The following is a 16,501-nucleotide window of genomic DNA, read 5'->3' on the forward strand; positions in this document are numbered from 1 at the left end:
GTGGTCAATCCTCCTCGTCATCCGCATCGAGCAGGCGTGTCGCGCGCCAGCGGGTGAGCACGATGTTGGTCTGATCGATGACGAAGAAGCGCGCCGAGTCGCGGTCATAGCCTTCGCTCAGCAGTTTTTCGTAGTCGGTGTGCACGTGGCGGATATGGGCAATGGTCGCCAGCCATACGGCGATGCCCGGCGGCAAGGTCTTCATGTGAACCGCGCCGGCGTCGGCCCGAATCTTCTCCATGTCGGCAAAGGGCGCTAGCGGCAGAAGTACAGTGAGCGCCTTAGCGATGGCGCGGCGGCGGCCGGCCGGTGCCGTCATTGCCCAATCCGATCGGGCTCGTCGCGCCCTTCGATGGTCGCCTCCGGTATGGCGTCGGTCGAGGCGAAATAGGGTTTCAGGTCGATGACCGGTGTGCCGTCGAGCACGTCGATGCCGTCGAGATCGATGCGGCCGGTGCCGATGTCGAGCGCGACGAGCCTGGCCACATGCAGACCGATCGGGTTCGGGCGGGCAGGGGAGCGCAGAGAAAATACACCTTTCGCTTCAGCCGCATGGCGCGGTTTCTGCACAATCAAAGTCCTGGGCGCGTGATGCAGCCAGGACAGGATGATGACGTGGCTGGCGCGCTCCAGCCCCTGCAGGCCACGGCGATAGGGCGCATCTATTGTCAGCACTGCCGGCTGTCCGGCCTCGCGCGCGCTGCGCATGTTCTTCGGGCATGTTTGGCGCGTCGTCCATGGCGAGGCGATGCGGCCGATGAAGACGATCCCGCCATCCGGCGACATCAGTGCCGGATCGTCTTCCAGCCTCTGCTCGCCTTCTCGCGTCTCGAACAGCTCACGCGTTTCGGTCATCCTGCTCTCATCTCGCATCTTCTTGTTCATGCTGTCGTTGTCCCAAAACCGCGGTCCACGTCTGGACCGCATGCATCGAGAAGTCGACGCATGCGGCATTTTCTTGTCCGGAAGCGACATAGCGCTTGCAAGGTTTTGAAAACCGACATAAACATATGTTTATATCCTTTCAAAGAGAATACGCTGATGCATGTCTCGCTCGACACCATGGTGGATACGTTGAAGGCGGCGGCCGAATCCAGCCGGCTGCGCATACTGGCACTGTTGTCTCGCGGCGACCTCACCGTTTCCGATCTTACCGAAATTCTCGGCCAGTCGCAGCCGCGCGTTTCGCGGCACCTGAAGCTCTTGCTGGAGGCCGGGTTGATCGGGCGCTACCAGGAAGGGTCGTGGGCCTTCTTCCGCCTGTCGGATGCGGATTCCGCGCGTGACTTCGTCATCGGGCTGGTTTCCGGCATTCGCGGCGCCGATCCGCAGGTCGAGCGCGATCTTGAGCGCCTGGCCTCGGTCAAGCGCAAGCGGCAGGACCGGGCGGTCGAGTATTTTTCCGTGAATGCGGCGAGCTGGGACCATATCCGCTCGCTGCATGTGCCGGACCGCGCCGTCGAAGCCGCGATGTTGAAGCTGGTCGGCAAGCGGCCGTTCCAGTCGATGCTCGATCTCGGCACTGGCACCGGGCGGCTGCTCGAAATCTTCTCGCCGCTCTATCGGCGCGGCGTCGGCATCGACATGTCGCGCGAGATGCTGACCGTGGCGCGCGCCAATCTCGACAAGGCCGGCGTTTCAAATGCGCAGGTGCGGCAGGGCGACATTTTCGCGCCGCCGGTCGAGCGCGATGCCTTCGATCTCGTCACCATCCATCAGGTGCTGCACTATCTCGACGATCCCGCCCGCGCCATCCATGAGGCGGCGCGGCTTTTGCGTCCGGCCGGGCGGCTGGTCATCGTCGATTTCGCGCCGCATGCGCTGGAATTCCTGCGCGACGAGCACGCGCATATGCGGCTCGGCTTTTCCGACCGGCAGATCGCCGACTGGTTTTCAGAAGCCGGCCTCGATCTCGAAGAGGCCCAGGAGTTCGAGCCGCGCGGCGGCAACGAGGCCAGGCTCACCGTGAAACTCTGGCTTGGCCGCGATCGGCGCCTGCTGATCGCCGATCCCTCCAGTGACACAAGGCAGGCCAAAGCGAATTCGATAGGGGAAATCGCATGAACCAGTTCCGCTTTTCCCGCCGCCCCGACATTGGTGACAAGGTCCGGGTTTCTTTTGAATTCTTCCCTCCGAAGACCGACGAGATGGAAGCAAGGCTGTGGGAGACGGTCACAAGGCTGGAGCCGCTGAAGCCGAAATTCGTCTCGGTAACCTACGGCGCCGGCGGATCGACGCGTGAGCGCACCGCCCGCACCGTAAAGCGCATCCTGACGGAAACCGCCATTCCTGCCGCGGCGCATCTGACCTGTGTCGGTGCAACGCGCGACGAGGTCGACGCGGTCATCCAGGATTACAAGTCGATCGGCATCAACCGATTCGTGGCGCTGCGCGGCGACCCGGCTTCCGGCGTCGGCGAATCCTATCGGCCGCATCCCGGTGGCTACGAGAATGGCGCGGAACTGGTCGCCGGACTTAAGGCAATCGCGAATTTCGACATCTCCGTTGCGGCTTATCCGGAAAAGCATCCGCAAAGCCCCGATTTCGCCACCGACATCGAGATGCTGAAACGCAAGGTCGACAATGGTGCGACGCGGGCGATTACCCAGTTCTTCTTCGACAATGATCTCTACGAGCGCTATGTCGAGCGCGTCCGCCGCGCCGGCATCTACATCCCCATCGTGCCGGGTATCCAGCCGGTTCACAGTTTCAGGCAGGTCGCGAACTTTTCCGCGAGGGCGGGGGCGCATGTGCCTGGCTGGCTGGCGGAGCGGTTCGAGGGCCTTGATCGGGACCCGCAGACGCATGCGCTGGTGGCGTCGGCGGTGGCGGCCGAACAGGTCATGGATCTGGTCGAGCGCGGGGTCGGCGATTTCCACTTCTACACCATGAATCGGGCCGATCTGGTCTTCGCCATTTGTCACATGATCGGCATCCGCTCGCACGAAGCAGAGGCGGCTGGCTCGGCCGCGGCTTAGAGCATGATCCCGAAAAGTGGAATCCGGTTTTCGGAAAAGATCATGCTCAAACCATGAGAGCCTCGAAGAAACGTTCGAAATGCAAAAAGGCCGGGTAAAAACCCGGCCTTTTCAATGGTTTGGACTATGTGGTGCTGGTTCTTCCCCGTCTTGGCGGGTCAGGGAAGAAAGCCCATAATAAGGGCTCCGATGAAGGCGAACGCAGCACAGATCATCAATGCGTTGATAGGCCTCGTAAGTCCCATGACATAGCCTCCTCTTAAAGAGCTATGCCTGAGAGTCTAGGTTCATTTGTGCCACAGGCAAGCAGAAAATGTGCTGCATTGCGACGCAATTGCTAGATTTGCGACCTGCCTCTTGCCGTTAAGCGTTGAAACTCCTAGGCAAAATCCGGCTTCAGACCTGTGAATAAAATATGGCGGTGGTGTGTCGCTGGCGTGTCATGGCAGCGCTACCGCTGCGAAAGTTGAATTCGACTTTCGCGATGCGGGGGCAATTAAGTGGCTGGAGCGTCCTTTGCGCGTCCAGTGGACGCGCGGCGCTTTAGCGTCGGCCAAGCAGACGCCCGTCGATGGTGACAAGGCCGAGCGCGATCAGCACCACGCCGCCGATTTCGAACAGCTCCAGCCGCTCGCCAAGGAACAGGAAACCGAGCAGCATGGCGCTGGCCGGCACGATGAGCGTGACCAGCGAGGCGTTTGTGGCGCCGGCCGAGGCGACGAGGTTGAAATAGAGGATGTAGGCGAAGGCGGTGGACAGAAGCGCCAGCGCCAGCACCGCCGCCCAGACCGGCGGCGAGGCCGAGAACAGGCCCGATGGACCGTAGGTGAAAAGCACGATCGGGATCATGATGATGGTCGAAGCCGTCAATTGTCCGGTGGCGATGACCGGCGAGGGCACGCCCTTGAAACGGCGGGCGACCATCAGGGCAACTCCATAGGACAGCGAAGCGCCGATCAGCGCGAATTTTGCCCAGACCGGGCCGCCGAGCCCGGCAAGCAGGCCGGGGCCGATCATCACCGCCGTGCCGGCGATGCCGAGCGCAATGCCGGCCAGCTTGTTCCAGGAGAGCTTTTCGTCTGATGTCAGCACATTGGCGAGGATCAGCGTCCAGAACGGCGTCGTTGCATTGAGCACCGAGGCGACACCGGCGCCAAGCTCTGTCTGGCCGGCAAAGATCAGCGAAAAGGGTACGACGTTGTTGGTGAGCGCGAGCAGGAAGAACAGGCCTGCATGCGGAAGCGCAAGGCGGAAAGACGGGCCACGCAGGCCGAGATAGATCTGCAGCGCGATCGCGGCGATGGCGACGCGAAACAGCACCAGCACCAGCGGATGAAGCTCGGCCACCGCGATGCGGGCAAAGAAGAACGAGCCGCCCCAGATCGCACCGAGCAGCAGGAGCTGCCCCCAGTCCTTGAGCACCATCGGCCCGCGTGATGCTGATGTCGCGGCTATTGCCATGTGAGTCGCCCTCCCAGACGGCCTGAATGCCAGTCAGTCAGGCAGAAGCCATATCGGGTCCATAGACAAGGGCCACCCGAAACGTGATTGATGGCAAACGTTGCTGGCAAAGGCCTAGCGCCGCTGCGTCAGCCGTACGAGACACAGAATTGTTTTCATTAGCCGCTAGCTTGGATTAATTGTGCGCAGCCGAGGTGAGGATTCGTCCATGCAGCGATTCGAGAATGCCCGCGAGGCGGCACTGGCGCTTCGCCCGGACGACCCCGTCTATTGCTTCCGCCCGCAGGTGCTGATGGCGGATGCCAGACAGTTCATGGGCATGTTCCCCGGCAAGACCGCCTATGCGGTCAAGACCAATGGCGAGCAGATCGTGCTGAAGACCCTGGTCGAGGCCGGCGTCAACGCTTTCGACGTCGCTTCGCCGGGCGAGTTCGCCGCCGTGCGCGCGGTCTCCGCCGATGCCGAGATGCTCTACATGCATCCGGTCAAGGCGCAGTCGGATATCAAGCTGGCGCTGGAGAAATATGGCATCCGCGTCATTTCGCTCGACCATGAGGACGAGATCACCAAGCTGACGCGGGTGGTGCGGGCTCTCGACATTGATCCGGGCTCGATCAGCGTGTTCGTGCGCATCCAGACGAAAGGATCGGCCGCCTACGAACTGTCGAAGAAATTCGGCGCGGGGCCGGCCTATGCCGTCGAGCTCGCCGAGCGGCTGAACCGCACCGGCTACAAGGTTGGCCTGTGTTTCCATGTCGGCAGCCAGATCGAGGACCCCGACACCTATGAGCGGGCGCTGGCTTCCGCCGACTGGGTGCGCAACCGGCTGACCTTCGATATTGCCGGGCTCGATGTCGGCGGCGGTTTCCCCGCCGAATATGGCCACGACCCCAATCGCAAGCAGATCGAAATGCCGTCGCTCGGTCAGATCATGTCGCGGCTGTCGGGCGATCTGAAAGAATATCAGTTCGACGAGATGCCGCTGGTGGCCGAGCCGGGCAGGGTGATCGTGGCGCGCTGCCTGTCGCTGATCGTGCGGGTGCTGCTGCGCAAGGGCAAGCGGCTCTACATCAATGACGGCATCTGGGCGTCGCTGTCGGATTCATGGACCGGCAAGATCACGCTGCCGGCGCGTTTCATTCCCGATCCGGCGATCCGCTCGCGCAATGGCGAGGAGAAGAACATCGTGCCGTTCAAGGTCTGCGGCGCGACCTGCGATTCCGTCGACATCCTGTCGCGGCCGTTCTGGTTGCCGGAGACGGTCGACACCGGCGACTGGATCGAAATCGGCCATATCGGCGCCTATTCGCTGTCGCTGAGGACCCGCTTCAACGGCTTTTACCCCGACACCTTCGTCGAGGTGACGACGCCGTTCGACGAAGGCGATGCGCCGCAAGGGTTTGCGAGTTTGGAGACGATGGCGGATTGAGGGGAATAGAGTGGCGGCAGTCACTGCTTCGGGCTGGTTTTTCCAACTGCCCTACGCCCTACAATTTCCCCAAAAGCTCCGGTGTCGGCCAGCCGTCCACGGCCATGCCGAGCCGCATCTGTTCCTTGCGGATGGCTTCGCGTGTGTTGGTGCCGAGGATGCCGTCGACCGTGCCGACATCGTAGCCCCGGGCTTCGAGCTTGGTCTGCAGCGCCTTCATCTGCTCGTTGTTGAGACCGGTCTCGGGATTGCGCGGGTCGAACTGTTTTGCGCCCGCCAGCCGGGCGGCAAGGTTTGCAGCGGTCAGCGCATAGGTGAAGGACTGGTTCCACTCGAGATAGACGTCGAAATTGTCATAGGCGAGGAAGGCGGGGCCCTTGCGGCCCATGGGCAGCGCCAGGCCGGCCTTGAGGCCGTTGTCGATCAGCGGCGTGCCGTCGGGGTTGGTGACGCCCCATTGTGCCCACTGCGACAGCGGCAGCTTGTTGGTGCGGCCGGTCTGGTCCCACGGCATGTCTTCGGGGACGCGTACTTCCTGGATCCAGGGCTCATCGCGTTTCCAGCCGCGCGACAGCACCTTGTTGGCGGTGGTCATGATCACGTCCGGCACGCTGCCGCGCAGGTCGACCTTGCCGTCGCCGTCGCCGTCGACGCCGCGCGCCACGTAGTCGGAAGGCAGGATCTGCGTCTGGCCGATCTCGCCGGCCCAGGCACCCCTGACGTCGGCCGGCACGACGCCGCGATCGATCAATTGCAGAAGCGGTATCAACTGAGGCCGGAACAGTTGGGGGCGGCGGCAATCATGTGACAGCGTCACCAGCGCGCTCAGTGTGTGGAAATCGCCCTGCACGGCGCCGAAATCGGTCTCCAGCGCCCAGAAGGCGGCGATGATCGGCGCCTGGACGCCGAACTGCTGGTCGGCACGGGCGAAGACGTCGGCGTATTTCTTCAGGTTTGTCGCACCTTGCTTCAGCCGATAGGCCGAGATCATGCGGTTGGAGAATTCGATGAATGTCTGGGTGAAGACGCCCTGGGCGCGGTCACGCGCCAGAACCTTGTCGTCTATGGTGGCATCCTCCAGCGCGTCGAGACCGACGGGGCCGACGCCAGCCGCCTTGGCTTCCACGGCCACGCCTTGCTTCCAGGTTTCGAAGTCGCCGCCGCATTCCTGCGCCATCGCCGGCCAAGCTGTGACGCACAGGAACAGCGCCGCGAGGGCTTGAGAACGCAGTCGCATCAGCTTCCTTTCGACATTCAGATTTCCAGGGCGTCCTTGCGCGTCCATCGGGGCGCAGAACTCTGGAGTACCGGCGATTGCAGACTTTACCGCTGGCTGTGTCGAAAAGCAGGCGGCAGGCCCGGTGTCAACGGTTCTTCTGTCTTAGCCTCTCGTTGCAGCCGACTTCGGTGCCGTTGAACGGGAATTCTGCCGGAGTGATTTGATCCAAGGTGGTGCTGCCGTTGAACCTGACATCAACGGGTGTTCTGCCGCAGCCATTTGTTCCAGGCGGCTTCACTGCCATTGAAAACGTTGATGTCGGCCTTGCCCGGCATGCCGGGAATGATGCCGGTTCCGGTGTACTGCCAGAAGGTGAAGGGGTGGCTGCCGTATTTCTCGCGCGGATGGCCGGCGACGGAGCGCAGCCAATAGGGATAGCCGCGGAAGCTCGACAACTCGTTGTCGTCGAAGAAGTCGACCGAGGTGTAGATGATCGGCTTCTTGCCGTAGTGCCGTTCAACGATTTCGAGGAAGGTGCTCATCTCCGCGCGCACCGTGGCTGCGTCGGGACGCAGCTTGCAGGTCGGCGATTGCGGGTTCCATTCCATGTCGAGAACCGGCGGCATCGCCGAGCGATCGACAGGGACGTTGCGAATGAACCAGCGCGCCTGCACGGCAGCGGGGGTGCAGAAATAGTAGAAATGGTAGGCGGCTCGCGGAATTCCGTTGGCCTTCGTGCGCGCCCAATGCTCATTGAAATACTCGTCGAAACGGTCGCCGCCCTCGGTCGCCTTGATGAAGGCGAAGGAGATGCCGCTGGCCCTGGCTGCCGGCCAGTCGACCGAGGTCTGGTATTTGGAGACATCGGTGCCGTGAACGGCATAGTTCCAGGGCGCGCCGCTGTCCCATTCATGCGGCTTGGAGTCCTCGAAGCGCGGCGCACGCACGGCGACCGTCGGGCTGCTGGAAGCGGACGGCGACAGCGGCGACAGATCGTCGACGGTCGAGCAGGCGCCAAGCAGCGTCAGCATGATGAGGCCCGCGAACCGGCGCATCGCTTCTCCTGGGCCGGAATCAGCCGGCCGCTGATGGGTTCTGTTGCGGGTGGCCCCCTCGAATGGCCTTATCGAGCGATCGCCCCACAGCATCGCCCGTATATCCTGTGATCGCCGATCATGGTTGATATCAGGTTGATGGCGCTCGACAAGCACAGCGATTTGCTGAAGCAATGGCGGCAAATCGATGGCATCGGGCGGAACTCCGCTCGAACGAGGGTGAAAAATGCGGTTTGTCGTCAGGATCGTCAAATGGCTGCTTGGCCTGATCGCACTGGCGGTCGCCGCGCTTTTTGCCTGGCTTTACGTCGCGCCCCCGGAATTGATCCGCGTCGGCTCGGGCTACTCGGCCAAGATCGTCTGTTCGAACGTCTTCATCGCCGGCCGCGACGCCAATGAGGTGCTCGCCGTCGACGTGCAGGCGCCCGGGCACCCACTGCTGCAGCTGATGCGGGTCTCGGTGGACAAGAACAGGGGAACGGTCTCAGCCGGCCTGCTTGGCTTCCTCGGCAAGAGTGTCGCCGTCGCCCGTGACGGGCTTGGCTGCGCGTCGGTTCCGGACGGCGATGTCGGCAAGGTACGGCGCACGGCTATCCATGCCGAGCCTTCGGCGGTCAGCCAGGACGCGCTGTGGCCGGAAGGCGAGCGGGTCGAGGCGTCGCAGGACCCCGTGATTGCCAAGCTGCTGGACGATGTGGCGCTAAACGGCACCGGCATGCGCGCGGTGGTGGTGGTCAAGAATGGCCGCGTCGTCGCCGAGCGCTATGGCGACGGCTTTTCAGCCAAGACGCCGCTGCTCGGCTGGTCGATGACCAAGACGGTGAACGCCGCCATCGTCGGCACGCTGGTCAAGGACGGCAAGATGGCCATCACCGACAAGGGGCTGTTCGCGCCGTGGAAGGCGGATGGCCGCGCCGCGATCAGCCTTGCCGACATGCTGGCGATGTCGAGCGGGCTGGAGTTCAACGAGGATTATGGCGATGTCGCCGACGTTACGCGCATGCTCTACCTCGAGCCAGACATGGCGGACTTTGCCGAAGCCAAGCCGCTGGCGACCGAGGTGGGCAAGGTGTTTTCCTATTCGAGCGGCACGGCGGTGATGCTGTCGCGCCTCTGGCAGGACGCGATCGGCGACAAGGCCAAGGCGCTGACGTGGCCGCGCACCGCCCTGTTCGAGCCGCTTGGCATGCACAGCGCGGTGCTCGAGACCGATGAGCAAGGCACTTTTGTCGGCTCGTCCTATCTCTATGCAACCGCGCATGACTGGGCGCGCTTCGGTCAGTTCCTGCTGCAAGGCGGGGTGTGGAACGGCAACCAGATCCTGCCGGCCGGCTTCGTCGACTGGATGCGGGAGCCGGCATCCGCGTCGAAAGTCTACGGCAAGGGCCAGTTGTGGATCGAGGCTCCGGGCGATGAGGAAAACCCCGGTGCCGGCGTTGCCGCGGGCCTGCCCAAGGACATCTACTGGATGGAGGGACATGACGGGCAGACGGTCGCCATCATTCCCTCGGAGCAACTGGTGGTGGTGCGGCTCGGGCTAACGCCGGCCAAAATCGGCTACCGGCCGCAGACGATGGTGGGAGCGCTGGTGAAGGCGCTGCATTAGACTAGCGCGCAGCAACTCTTGTCTATGCAGCTGTCGCCAAAGGCTTGGCGCGATCAACCCGCGCCCGCTCGTCGGGCGAGTTCATGACCTGCCAAAGATCGCTGCGGCGCTGGACGTTCAACCAGAAGTCCGGGCTGTTGCCGAATACCCGCGCCAGAATGAGCGCGGTCGCCGCCGTCACGTTGCGGCGGTCGTTGCACAATTCGTTCACATGCTTGCGCTGGACCCCCATCGCCTCGGCCAAAGCCGCCTGCGTCAGGCCAAGCGGCTGCATGAATTCTTCCGTGAGAATTTCGCCAACCGTTGCCGGCTTGCGTGCGGTCATCAACATGTTGTCACCTCACTTATAGCTGTGGTCGTCGAGATAGATGTCCGACGCCTCACCGCGGCCGCCGTCCCAGCGGAAGATCAGCCGCCATTGCTTGTTGACGCGTATTGAATGGAAGCCATCGAGATTGCCGCGCAGCTTTTCGAGATGGTTGCTGGGCGGCACACGCAAATCCTGATCGATCATCGCGTCGTCAATCATCTGGAGCTTGCGGAACAAACGGCTTTCGAGATCGGACGGAATGTTGCGAGAATGTGTGTCTTCCACGAAGAAGGCCCGCAGCCATTCATCCCTGAAGCCGGTGATCATCACATGCTTCCATGCATGTGAGATAGTGTACCGCTCTCGGGGTCATATGGCAATGTTGATTCACTGATCGTGGCTGCTTCGCCCTCACATGCCTTTCCTACGCAATATTCAGGAAGCGATCTTGATAACCGCCAGCCAGGCATAACCGCGATAAAGTGTGCGGAAACGGAAGCTTGCGCCGGTTCGCCGAGATTCCGATTCCAGCACTTCGCGCAGTGATTCACGCGGCGAAACGTGGAATTTCTTCAGCCAGCCGCGCAGCAAGGTCCGGAACCAACCCGGCAGGCCTTCCTGCTGGCCGAAATCGACGATGTGCAGCGAACCGTTCGGTGACAGTGCGGCAAGTGCCGCCGACACGGTTTTTTCCCAGTCGGGGATCATCGATAGCGAATAGGACACGAAGACGCGATCGAAGCATTCGACATCGAAGAGTGCACCGGCATCGAAATCCGTGGCGTCGCCCCTTGCCAGCATGACGCGGCCGGATAGGCCCTCGCGGCCGATCGCTGCGCCGGCCGTTTCCAGCATTTCGGCTGAGATATCAAGGCCGTACAAGTGGGCACCGGGATGGCGGCGCGCTGCCAGGATGATGTTGCGGCCGGTGCCGCAGCCGAGTTCCAGCACGGTGCCGCCGGCCGGCACGTCGAGCCCGTCGATCAGCCGGTCGCGGCCAAGAAGGTAGTATTTGCGGGTTAGGTCGTAGATGTGGCGCTGCCAGCGGTAGACGCCGTCCATCAGTTCGGCATGGCTGGCCTTGAATTCGGGGCTGGCCGGCAGCTCGGTGGTGCTCATGCCGCGCGCTTCACGTACAGGTGGAAGCCGCCATAGATGGCCGAGCGGTCGCGGGCCGAGAATTCCCGCGAAGCCTCGTCCTGATAGTCCCACTGGTCAAGCAGCGAGCTGGAGACGCGGCCCGGCAACAGGCTGGGCTCGGCGGCGGTGCGGAAGATGACGCGGGCGCCGGCCGATGCCGTGCGGGTGATTTCCGACCACAGCGCGTTGAGCTGGTCATCGGTCATCCAGTCCTGTGCGTCGAGCAGAATGAAGCGGTCGACGGAGCCTGCATCCTTGCCGGCAAGGAATTCTATCAGATTGGCATGGTGGATGGCGACGCGGTCGATATTGCCGCGGATGGTGTTGTAATTCTGTTTCTCGAGATAGGCGGGCAGGGCGGCCTCGCCGGGGTTCGGATAGCGCCGGGCGAAGGCCTGCCAGGCGAAATAATTGTTCTCCAACGGAAAATCGCAAGCGAGCTTTTCCAGCCGGGCTTTCAGCACACTGGCCATGGTGCCGTCACCGGAGGTGATCAGCGAGTCGTACTGCGCCGGTGGAATGCCCAGGCCGAACAGCGAGGCCTTGCGCGATGTCGCCCATTTCAGCAGCGGTTTGTCGAAGACCGGCGCCAGCTCCTCGTTGAAGAAGCGGCGCTGCTCGCCGATGTTGCGGGCTTGCATGATTCCGGCAGGGTCGACGCCGAAGAACTTTGCCGTGCGGTGTCCCATGGCGATGAACAGGCCAAGCAGGCCGGTCTGGTAGAAATTGCGATCGAAAACACCGATGCGACGGCGGCCACGCCAACTGCGGCACTCCCAGTAGTGACGGCTGACCGGGTCGAGATGCGGCGCGATGAAACGGTCGTAGGCTGCCGAATTGTGGCTGGTGTCGGCGGCGCCGAAGAAGCGGAACAGGTCACCCTGCGAAGGCAAATGGCGCACTGCCTCCAGTTTCATGCGGTTCAGCGCGATGTGCGCGGCGTTGAGATCGACTGCGTCGACTCGTGCCGGCGAACGGGTGAGGTAGGCCAGGATGTTGCAGCCACCCGAGGCGATGGTGACGACGCGGTGGCCCTGGCCAAGCTGCATCGCCTCCATGTCGACGTCGGGGTCTTCCCATATCTGCGGATAGACGAGACCGGAAAACAGGAAGGCGAACAGCCGCTCCGAAATGCCGGCTTTCGACAGCGGGCGGTTCTGGTAGACGGCCTTTCCGACTTCCTTGCCGCGGCGAAAAACCAGATCTGCGGAAACATCCGTCATGGCAAAGTGATTCCCCATTTGCTTTGCCGCAAGCGGGTAGCGCAGGGTCATGACAGGCCGGTGACAGCCTGTTGAGGCCTCCTTACAGCTTGCCAAATCCGCCCGGCGTCGGCGTCGTCAGGATGACGGCGTCGCCGGCCTGCAGCACGGTCTGGTCGCAGGCTTTCAGCATTTCGATCGTGCCGTCCTTGCGGCGGACCTTGGTCGAACCGACCTCGCCATCGCCGCCTCCGTCCAGCCCTTTTGGCGGCCGGTTGCGATGCGAGGACAGGATCGCGCATTCCATCTTTTCGAGGAAGCGGATGGTGCGCCTGGTGCCGTCGCCGGCGCACCATTTGCCCTTGCCGCCGGAACCTTCGCGGATGTGGAAATCCTCGAGCATTACGGGAAAGCGCAGCTCCAGCACTTCGGGATCGGTGAGGCGCGAATTGGTCATGTGGGTGTGGACGCCGGAGGTGCCGGCAAAGCCGCGGCCGGAATTCATGCGGCCGGCCGGGGAGCCGGAGCAGATCGTCTCGTAATATTGGTATGTCTTGTTGCCGAAGGTCAGGTTGTTCATCGTTCCCTGCGCATTGGCCATCGCGCCCATGGCGCCGAACAGCGCGTTGGTAACGTGCTGCGAGGTCTCGACATTGCCGGCAACGACGGCCGCGGGGTAGGTGGGTTTGAGCATGCAGCCATCGGGGATGATGATGTTGATCGGCCTGAGGCAGCCGGCATTCATTGGGATCATGTCCTCGACCATGACCCGGAACGCATAGAGGACAGCCGCGCGGGCGACCGGCTCCGGCGCATTGAAATTGTTCTTCATGACAGGCGACGTGCCGGTGAAGTCGACCGTTGCCTCGCGCATTTGCCGGTCGACCGTGATCTTCACCTTGATGACCTGGCCGGTGTCGGTCGGGTATTCGTACTGCGAACTGTCGGGCAGCCGCTCCAGCACGCGGCGCACGCTTTCGGCGGCATTGTCCTGGACATGGCCCATATAGGCCTCGACGACATCGAGGCCGAAATGCGTGACCATTTTGCGCAGTTCCGCGACGCCCTTCTCGTTGGCGGCGATCTGCGCCTTGAGGTCGGCGATGTTTTGGTGCGGGTTGCGGGCCGGGTAGCGGTGGTCGGTGAGCAGCGTTTCCAGCTCCTTCTCGCGGAAGCGACCACGATCGACGATGCGGAAATTGTCGAACAGCACGCCTTCCTCGTCGACCGTGGTGGCGAGCGGCGTCATCGAGCCGGGTGCCGTGCCGCCGATATCGGCATGATGGCCGCGCGAGGCGGCCCAGAAGAGGATGTTCTGCTTGATATCGTCGAAAACCGGCGTCACGACAGTGATGTCGGGCAGATGCGTGCCGCCATTGTAGGGTGCGTTGAGGGCAAAGACGTCGCCGGGGTGGATGTCGCTGGAATTCAGCCGAATGATGGTTTCCACCGAACGGTCCATCGAGCCTAGATGCACCGGCATGTGCGGCGCATTGGCGACCAGTGCGCCGGTGCGATCGAAGACGGCGCAGGAAAAATCCAGTCTTTCCTTGATGTTGACGGAATAGGCGGTGTTCTGCAGCGTCACGCCCATCTGTTCGGCGATCGACATGAACAGGTTGTTGAAGACCTCCAGCATGACCGGGTCGGCCTCTGTGCCGAGCGCTGCCTGCCTGCGCTTTTTCTCGACGCGGCGCAGGAGCACATGGTTCCTGGCGGTGATTTCGGCCTGCCAGCCCGGCTCGATGACGATTGTCTGGTTCGGCTCGATAATCAAGGCAGGACCCGCAACCCTGTTTCCCGGCTTCAGCGCCTCGCGGCGGAAGATGCCTGAAGCGCGCCACTCTCCCTCAGTGAAGATTTCGCGGGACTGCGAAGGGCCTACGGCAAGGTCTTCGGTTTGCGATTCACTTTCGTCGCGGCCGCTGCCGCCGGTGTCGGTGCCTTCGACGCCGATGGTCTCGACGATCATCGGCTTGTCGTCATACACGAAACCGAACTGCGCCTTGTGAGCGATTTCGAAATCGCACTTGGCCTGGAAAATCGAGTCTGCCTCAAAATTCACCGGCAGTGTCGTGTCGGTGCCGTCATAACGAATGTGCAGCACCGGCTTTGCTGCGACCGCATCCTCCGCGATGCCTTGCGCCGCGAGTTCTGCCACAACGGCCTTTCTCAAGATGGCGATGAGGTTGCCGATCTCCGTTCTGGACTCTTCGTCAAGCGGCTTGAGCAGCGCCTGCTGGCGCGAGGCAAAGACCGAGGACAGGCCGATGCCATAGGCCGACAGCAGGCCGGAGAAGGGATGGATCAGGACCGCCTCCATGCCGAGCGCGTCGGCGACCAGGCAGGCGTGCTGGCCGCCGGCGCCACCGAAGCAGTTCAGGAGATATTCCGTGACGTCATAGCCGCGCTGGACGGAGATCTTCTTGATGGCGTTGGCCATGTTCTCGACGGCAATGGTGACGAAGCCTTCGGCGACGGCCTCGGGCGTGCGGCCATCGCCGATTTCGGCGGCAAGTGCCGCAAATTTTGCCCGCACCGTCTCGACATCGAGGGGCTGGTCCTGGCCGGGTCCGAAAATGGCCGGGAAGAAATCGGGTTGAAGCTTGCCCAGCATGACATTGGCGTCGGTGACGGCGAGCGGGCCGCCGCGTCGGTAGGCGGCAGGGCCGGGATTGGCGCCTGCGGAATCCGGTCCAGCCCGGAAGCGGCCGGCCTCGTAATGCAGGATCGAGCCGCCGCCGGCGGCGACGGTGTGGATGCGCATCATCGGCGCGCGGATGCGCACGCCGGCGACTTCGGTGTCGAAGGCACGCTCGTATTCGCCGTCATAATGGGCGACATCGGTGGAGGTGCCGCCCATGTCGAAGCCGATGACCTTGCCGAAACCGGCGAGCTTGGCCGTTTCGACCATGCCGACAACGCCGCCGGCCGGCCCTGACAGCAGCGCGTCCTTGCCCTGGAACATGTCGGCGGCGGTGAGGCCGCCCGACGACATCATGAACATGAGGCGAGGGCTTTCCCTCCCCCTCGAGGGAAGGGTGGCGCCAAAGTCGCCGGGTGGGGTCGGATCGACTGGGTTCGACGCCCCGGCGGAGCCTTCTGATAGGACCCCCTCTGGCCGCTTTGCCGACTGCCCTTCGCTATGGCTACGGGCGTTCGTCGCTGAAAAAGCCAAATCGTTGGCGTTTTCTCGGCCTCCGGCCGATCGCTCCTCACCCCCCACAAGGGGGGAGATTGGCGCCGCGCCCAACTCTCCCGCCACCCTTTGTACATATCTCGACAGGATCGGCGACAGATAGGCGTCGACCACCGTGGTGTCGCCGCGGCCGACCAGTTTGATCAGCGGCGAGACCTCATGGCTGACCGAGACCTGGCTGAAACCAAGTTTGCGGCAGACTTTTGCCACCGCTTTCTCGTGGTCGGGATATTTCCAGGCATGCATGAAGACGATGGCCACGGCGTCGATGCCATCGGCCCTGGCCTGTTCGATCGCCGGCCGGCAGGCGGCGATGTCGAGCAATTGTTCGACGTAGCCGTCGGCGCGCACGCGCTCGTTGATTTCGATGACGCGCTCGTAGAGCTGCTCGGGAAGGATGATCTCCTTGGCGAAGATGTCCGGGCGCGCCTGATAGGCGATCTTCAGCGCATCGCGAAAGCCCTTGGTGATGAGCAAAAGCACGCGGTCACCCTTGCGCTCCAGCAGCGCATTGGTGGCGACCGTGGTGCCCATCTTGATGTCGCCGATCAGGCCAGGCGGGATCGCGTCGCCGGCGGACAAGCCGAGAAGGTCGCGAATGCCCTGGATAGCGGCATCGGTATAGGCTTCAGGATTTTCGGAGAGAAGCTTGCGGGGATGCAGCCCGCCTTGCGGGTCGCGGCCGATGACATCGGTAAACGTGCCGCCACGATCGATCCAGAAATCCCACTTGGTGGTCATGCGGCAAGCTCCCGGCATTTGGTCGATGCAATCTGTTAGTTCGCAATGGCTTGGCCGGCAACGGCCATGCGCACGATGTTACATGCGGACACGCAACGTTACGAAACTCATGGCTATCTGATGCATTTCCTCTTCGAGCGTTCACTGTAACGTGAGCGTCT

Annotated in this window: 14 protein-coding genes; 4 read left to right on the forward strand and 10 right to left on the reverse strand. The window is 62.7% G+C overall.

Annotated elements, in window-relative coordinates; translation table 11 throughout:
- Window positions 1-4: 4 nt before the first annotated feature.
- Window positions 5-319, reverse strand: coding sequence for a DUF2293 domain-containing protein (locus tag ASD99_RS04500; RefSeq protein WP_057142875.1), 315 nt, complete (start codon window positions 317-319; stop codon window positions 5-7).
- The gene (gene tsaA, locus ASD99_RS04505) at window positions 316-855 is read right to left on the reverse strand and encodes a tRNA (N6-threonylcarbamoyladenosine(37)-N6)-methyltransferase TrmO (protein WP_056583088.1); all 540 of its coding nucleotides are present in this window, start codon (window positions 853-855) and stop codon (window positions 316-318) included. The genes ASD99_RS04500 and tsaA overlap by 4 nt, the downstream gene beginning before the upstream one ends.
- 186 nt (window positions 856-1,041) lie before the next feature.
- Between tsaA and ASD99_RS04510 the strand changes: the two genes are divergently transcribed.
- Together ASD99_RS04510 and metF are read left to right on the forward strand one after the other, a co-directional pair.
- Window positions 1,042-2,064, forward strand: a complete 1,023-nt coding sequence (locus ASD99_RS04510; RefSeq protein WP_056583090.1) for an ArsR/SmtB family transcription factor — start codon at window positions 1,042-1,044, stop codon at window positions 2,062-2,064.
- Window positions 2,061-2,978: a methylenetetrahydrofolate reductase [NAD(P)H] gene (gene metF, locus ASD99_RS04515; RefSeq protein ID WP_056582855.1), complete on the forward strand. Its 918-nt coding sequence runs from the start codon at window positions 2,061-2,063 to the stop codon at window positions 2,976-2,978. The genes ASD99_RS04510 and metF overlap by 4 nt, the downstream gene beginning before the upstream one ends.
- 543 nt (window positions 2,979-3,521) lie before the next feature.
- Here metF and ASD99_RS04520 read toward each other — a convergent pair.
- Window positions 3,522-4,439: a DMT family transporter gene (locus ASD99_RS04520; protein ID WP_057142876.1), complete on the reverse strand. Its 918-nt coding sequence runs from the start codon at window positions 4,437-4,439 to the stop codon at window positions 3,522-3,524.
- A gap of 208 nt (window positions 4,440-4,647) precedes the next feature.
- Here ASD99_RS04520 and ASD99_RS04525 point away from each other — a divergent pair, with 208 nt between their 5' ends.
- Complete coding sequence (locus ASD99_RS04525) at window positions 4,648-5,868, forward strand: alanine racemase (RefSeq protein ID WP_057142877.1); 1,221 nt, start codon at window positions 4,648-4,650, stop codon at window positions 5,866-5,868.
- 58 nt (window positions 5,869-5,926) lie between these two features.
- Here ASD99_RS04525 and ASD99_RS04530 read toward each other — a convergent pair whose 3' ends face one another.
- Together ASD99_RS04530 and ASD99_RS04535 are read right to left on the reverse strand one after the other, a co-directional pair.
- Window positions 5,927-7,105, reverse strand: coding sequence for a lytic murein transglycosylase (locus ASD99_RS04530; protein WP_057142984.1), 1,179 nt, complete (start codon window positions 7,103-7,105; stop codon window positions 5,927-5,929).
- A 236-nt stretch (window positions 7,106-7,341) separates the two neighbouring features.
- Window positions 7,342-8,142, reverse strand: coding sequence for a GH25 family lysozyme (locus tag ASD99_RS04535; RefSeq protein ID WP_056582867.1), 801 nt, complete (start codon window positions 8,140-8,142; stop codon window positions 7,342-7,344).
- A 226-nt stretch (window positions 8,143-8,368) separates the two neighbouring features.
- Between ASD99_RS04535 and ASD99_RS04540 the strand changes: the two genes are divergently transcribed.
- Window positions 8,369-9,748 carry a serine hydrolase domain-containing protein gene (locus ASD99_RS04540; RefSeq protein WP_057142878.1) on the forward strand — a complete coding sequence of 460 codons (1,380 nt, stop codon included), beginning with the start codon at window positions 8,369-8,371 and terminating at the stop codon, window positions 9,746-9,748.
- A gap of 22 nt (window positions 9,749-9,770) precedes the next feature.
- Here ASD99_RS04540 and ASD99_RS04545 read toward each other — a convergent pair whose 3' ends face one another.
- The 5 genes from ASD99_RS04545 to ASD99_RS04565 all read right to left on the reverse strand — a co-directional run bounded on the left by ASD99_RS04545 (window position 9,771) and on the right by ASD99_RS04565 (window position 16,340).
- On the reverse strand, window positions 9,771-10,079 hold the full coding sequence (locus ASD99_RS04545) for a HigA family addiction module antitoxin (RefSeq protein WP_023813159.1): 309 nt from the start codon (window positions 10,077-10,079) through the stop codon (window positions 9,771-9,773).
- A 9-nt stretch (window positions 10,080-10,088) separates the two neighbouring features.
- Window positions 10,089-10,385: a type II toxin-antitoxin system RelE/ParE family toxin gene (locus ASD99_RS04550; protein ID WP_057142879.1), complete on the reverse strand. Its 297-nt coding sequence runs from the start codon at window positions 10,383-10,385 to the stop codon at window positions 10,089-10,091.
- Window positions 10,386-10,493: 108 nt separating this feature from the next.
- Window positions 10,494-11,177, reverse strand: a complete 684-nt coding sequence (locus tag ASD99_RS04555; RefSeq protein ID WP_056582873.1) for a class I SAM-dependent methyltransferase — start codon at window positions 11,175-11,177, stop codon at window positions 10,494-10,496.
- The gene (locus ASD99_RS04560) at window positions 11,174-12,472 is read right to left on the reverse strand and encodes a DUF3419 family protein (RefSeq protein WP_057142880.1); all 1,299 of its coding nucleotides are present in this window, start codon (window positions 12,470-12,472) and stop codon (window positions 11,174-11,176) included. Before ASD99_RS04560 ends, ASD99_RS04555 begins: the two co-directional genes overlap by 4 nt.
- A 31-nt stretch (window positions 12,473-12,503) precedes the next feature.
- Window positions 12,504-16,340, reverse strand: coding sequence for a hydantoinase B/oxoprolinase family protein (locus tag ASD99_RS04565; RefSeq protein ID WP_057142881.1), 3,837 nt, complete (start codon window positions 16,338-16,340; stop codon window positions 12,504-12,506).
- Between the last annotated feature and the right edge of the window lie 161 nt (window positions 16,341-16,501).

The sequence above is a fragment of the Mesorhizobium sp. Root695 genome, from assembly GCF_001428185.1.
Taxonomy (GTDB): Bacteria; Pseudomonadota; Alphaproteobacteria; order Rhizobiales; family Rhizobiaceae; genus Mesorhizobium.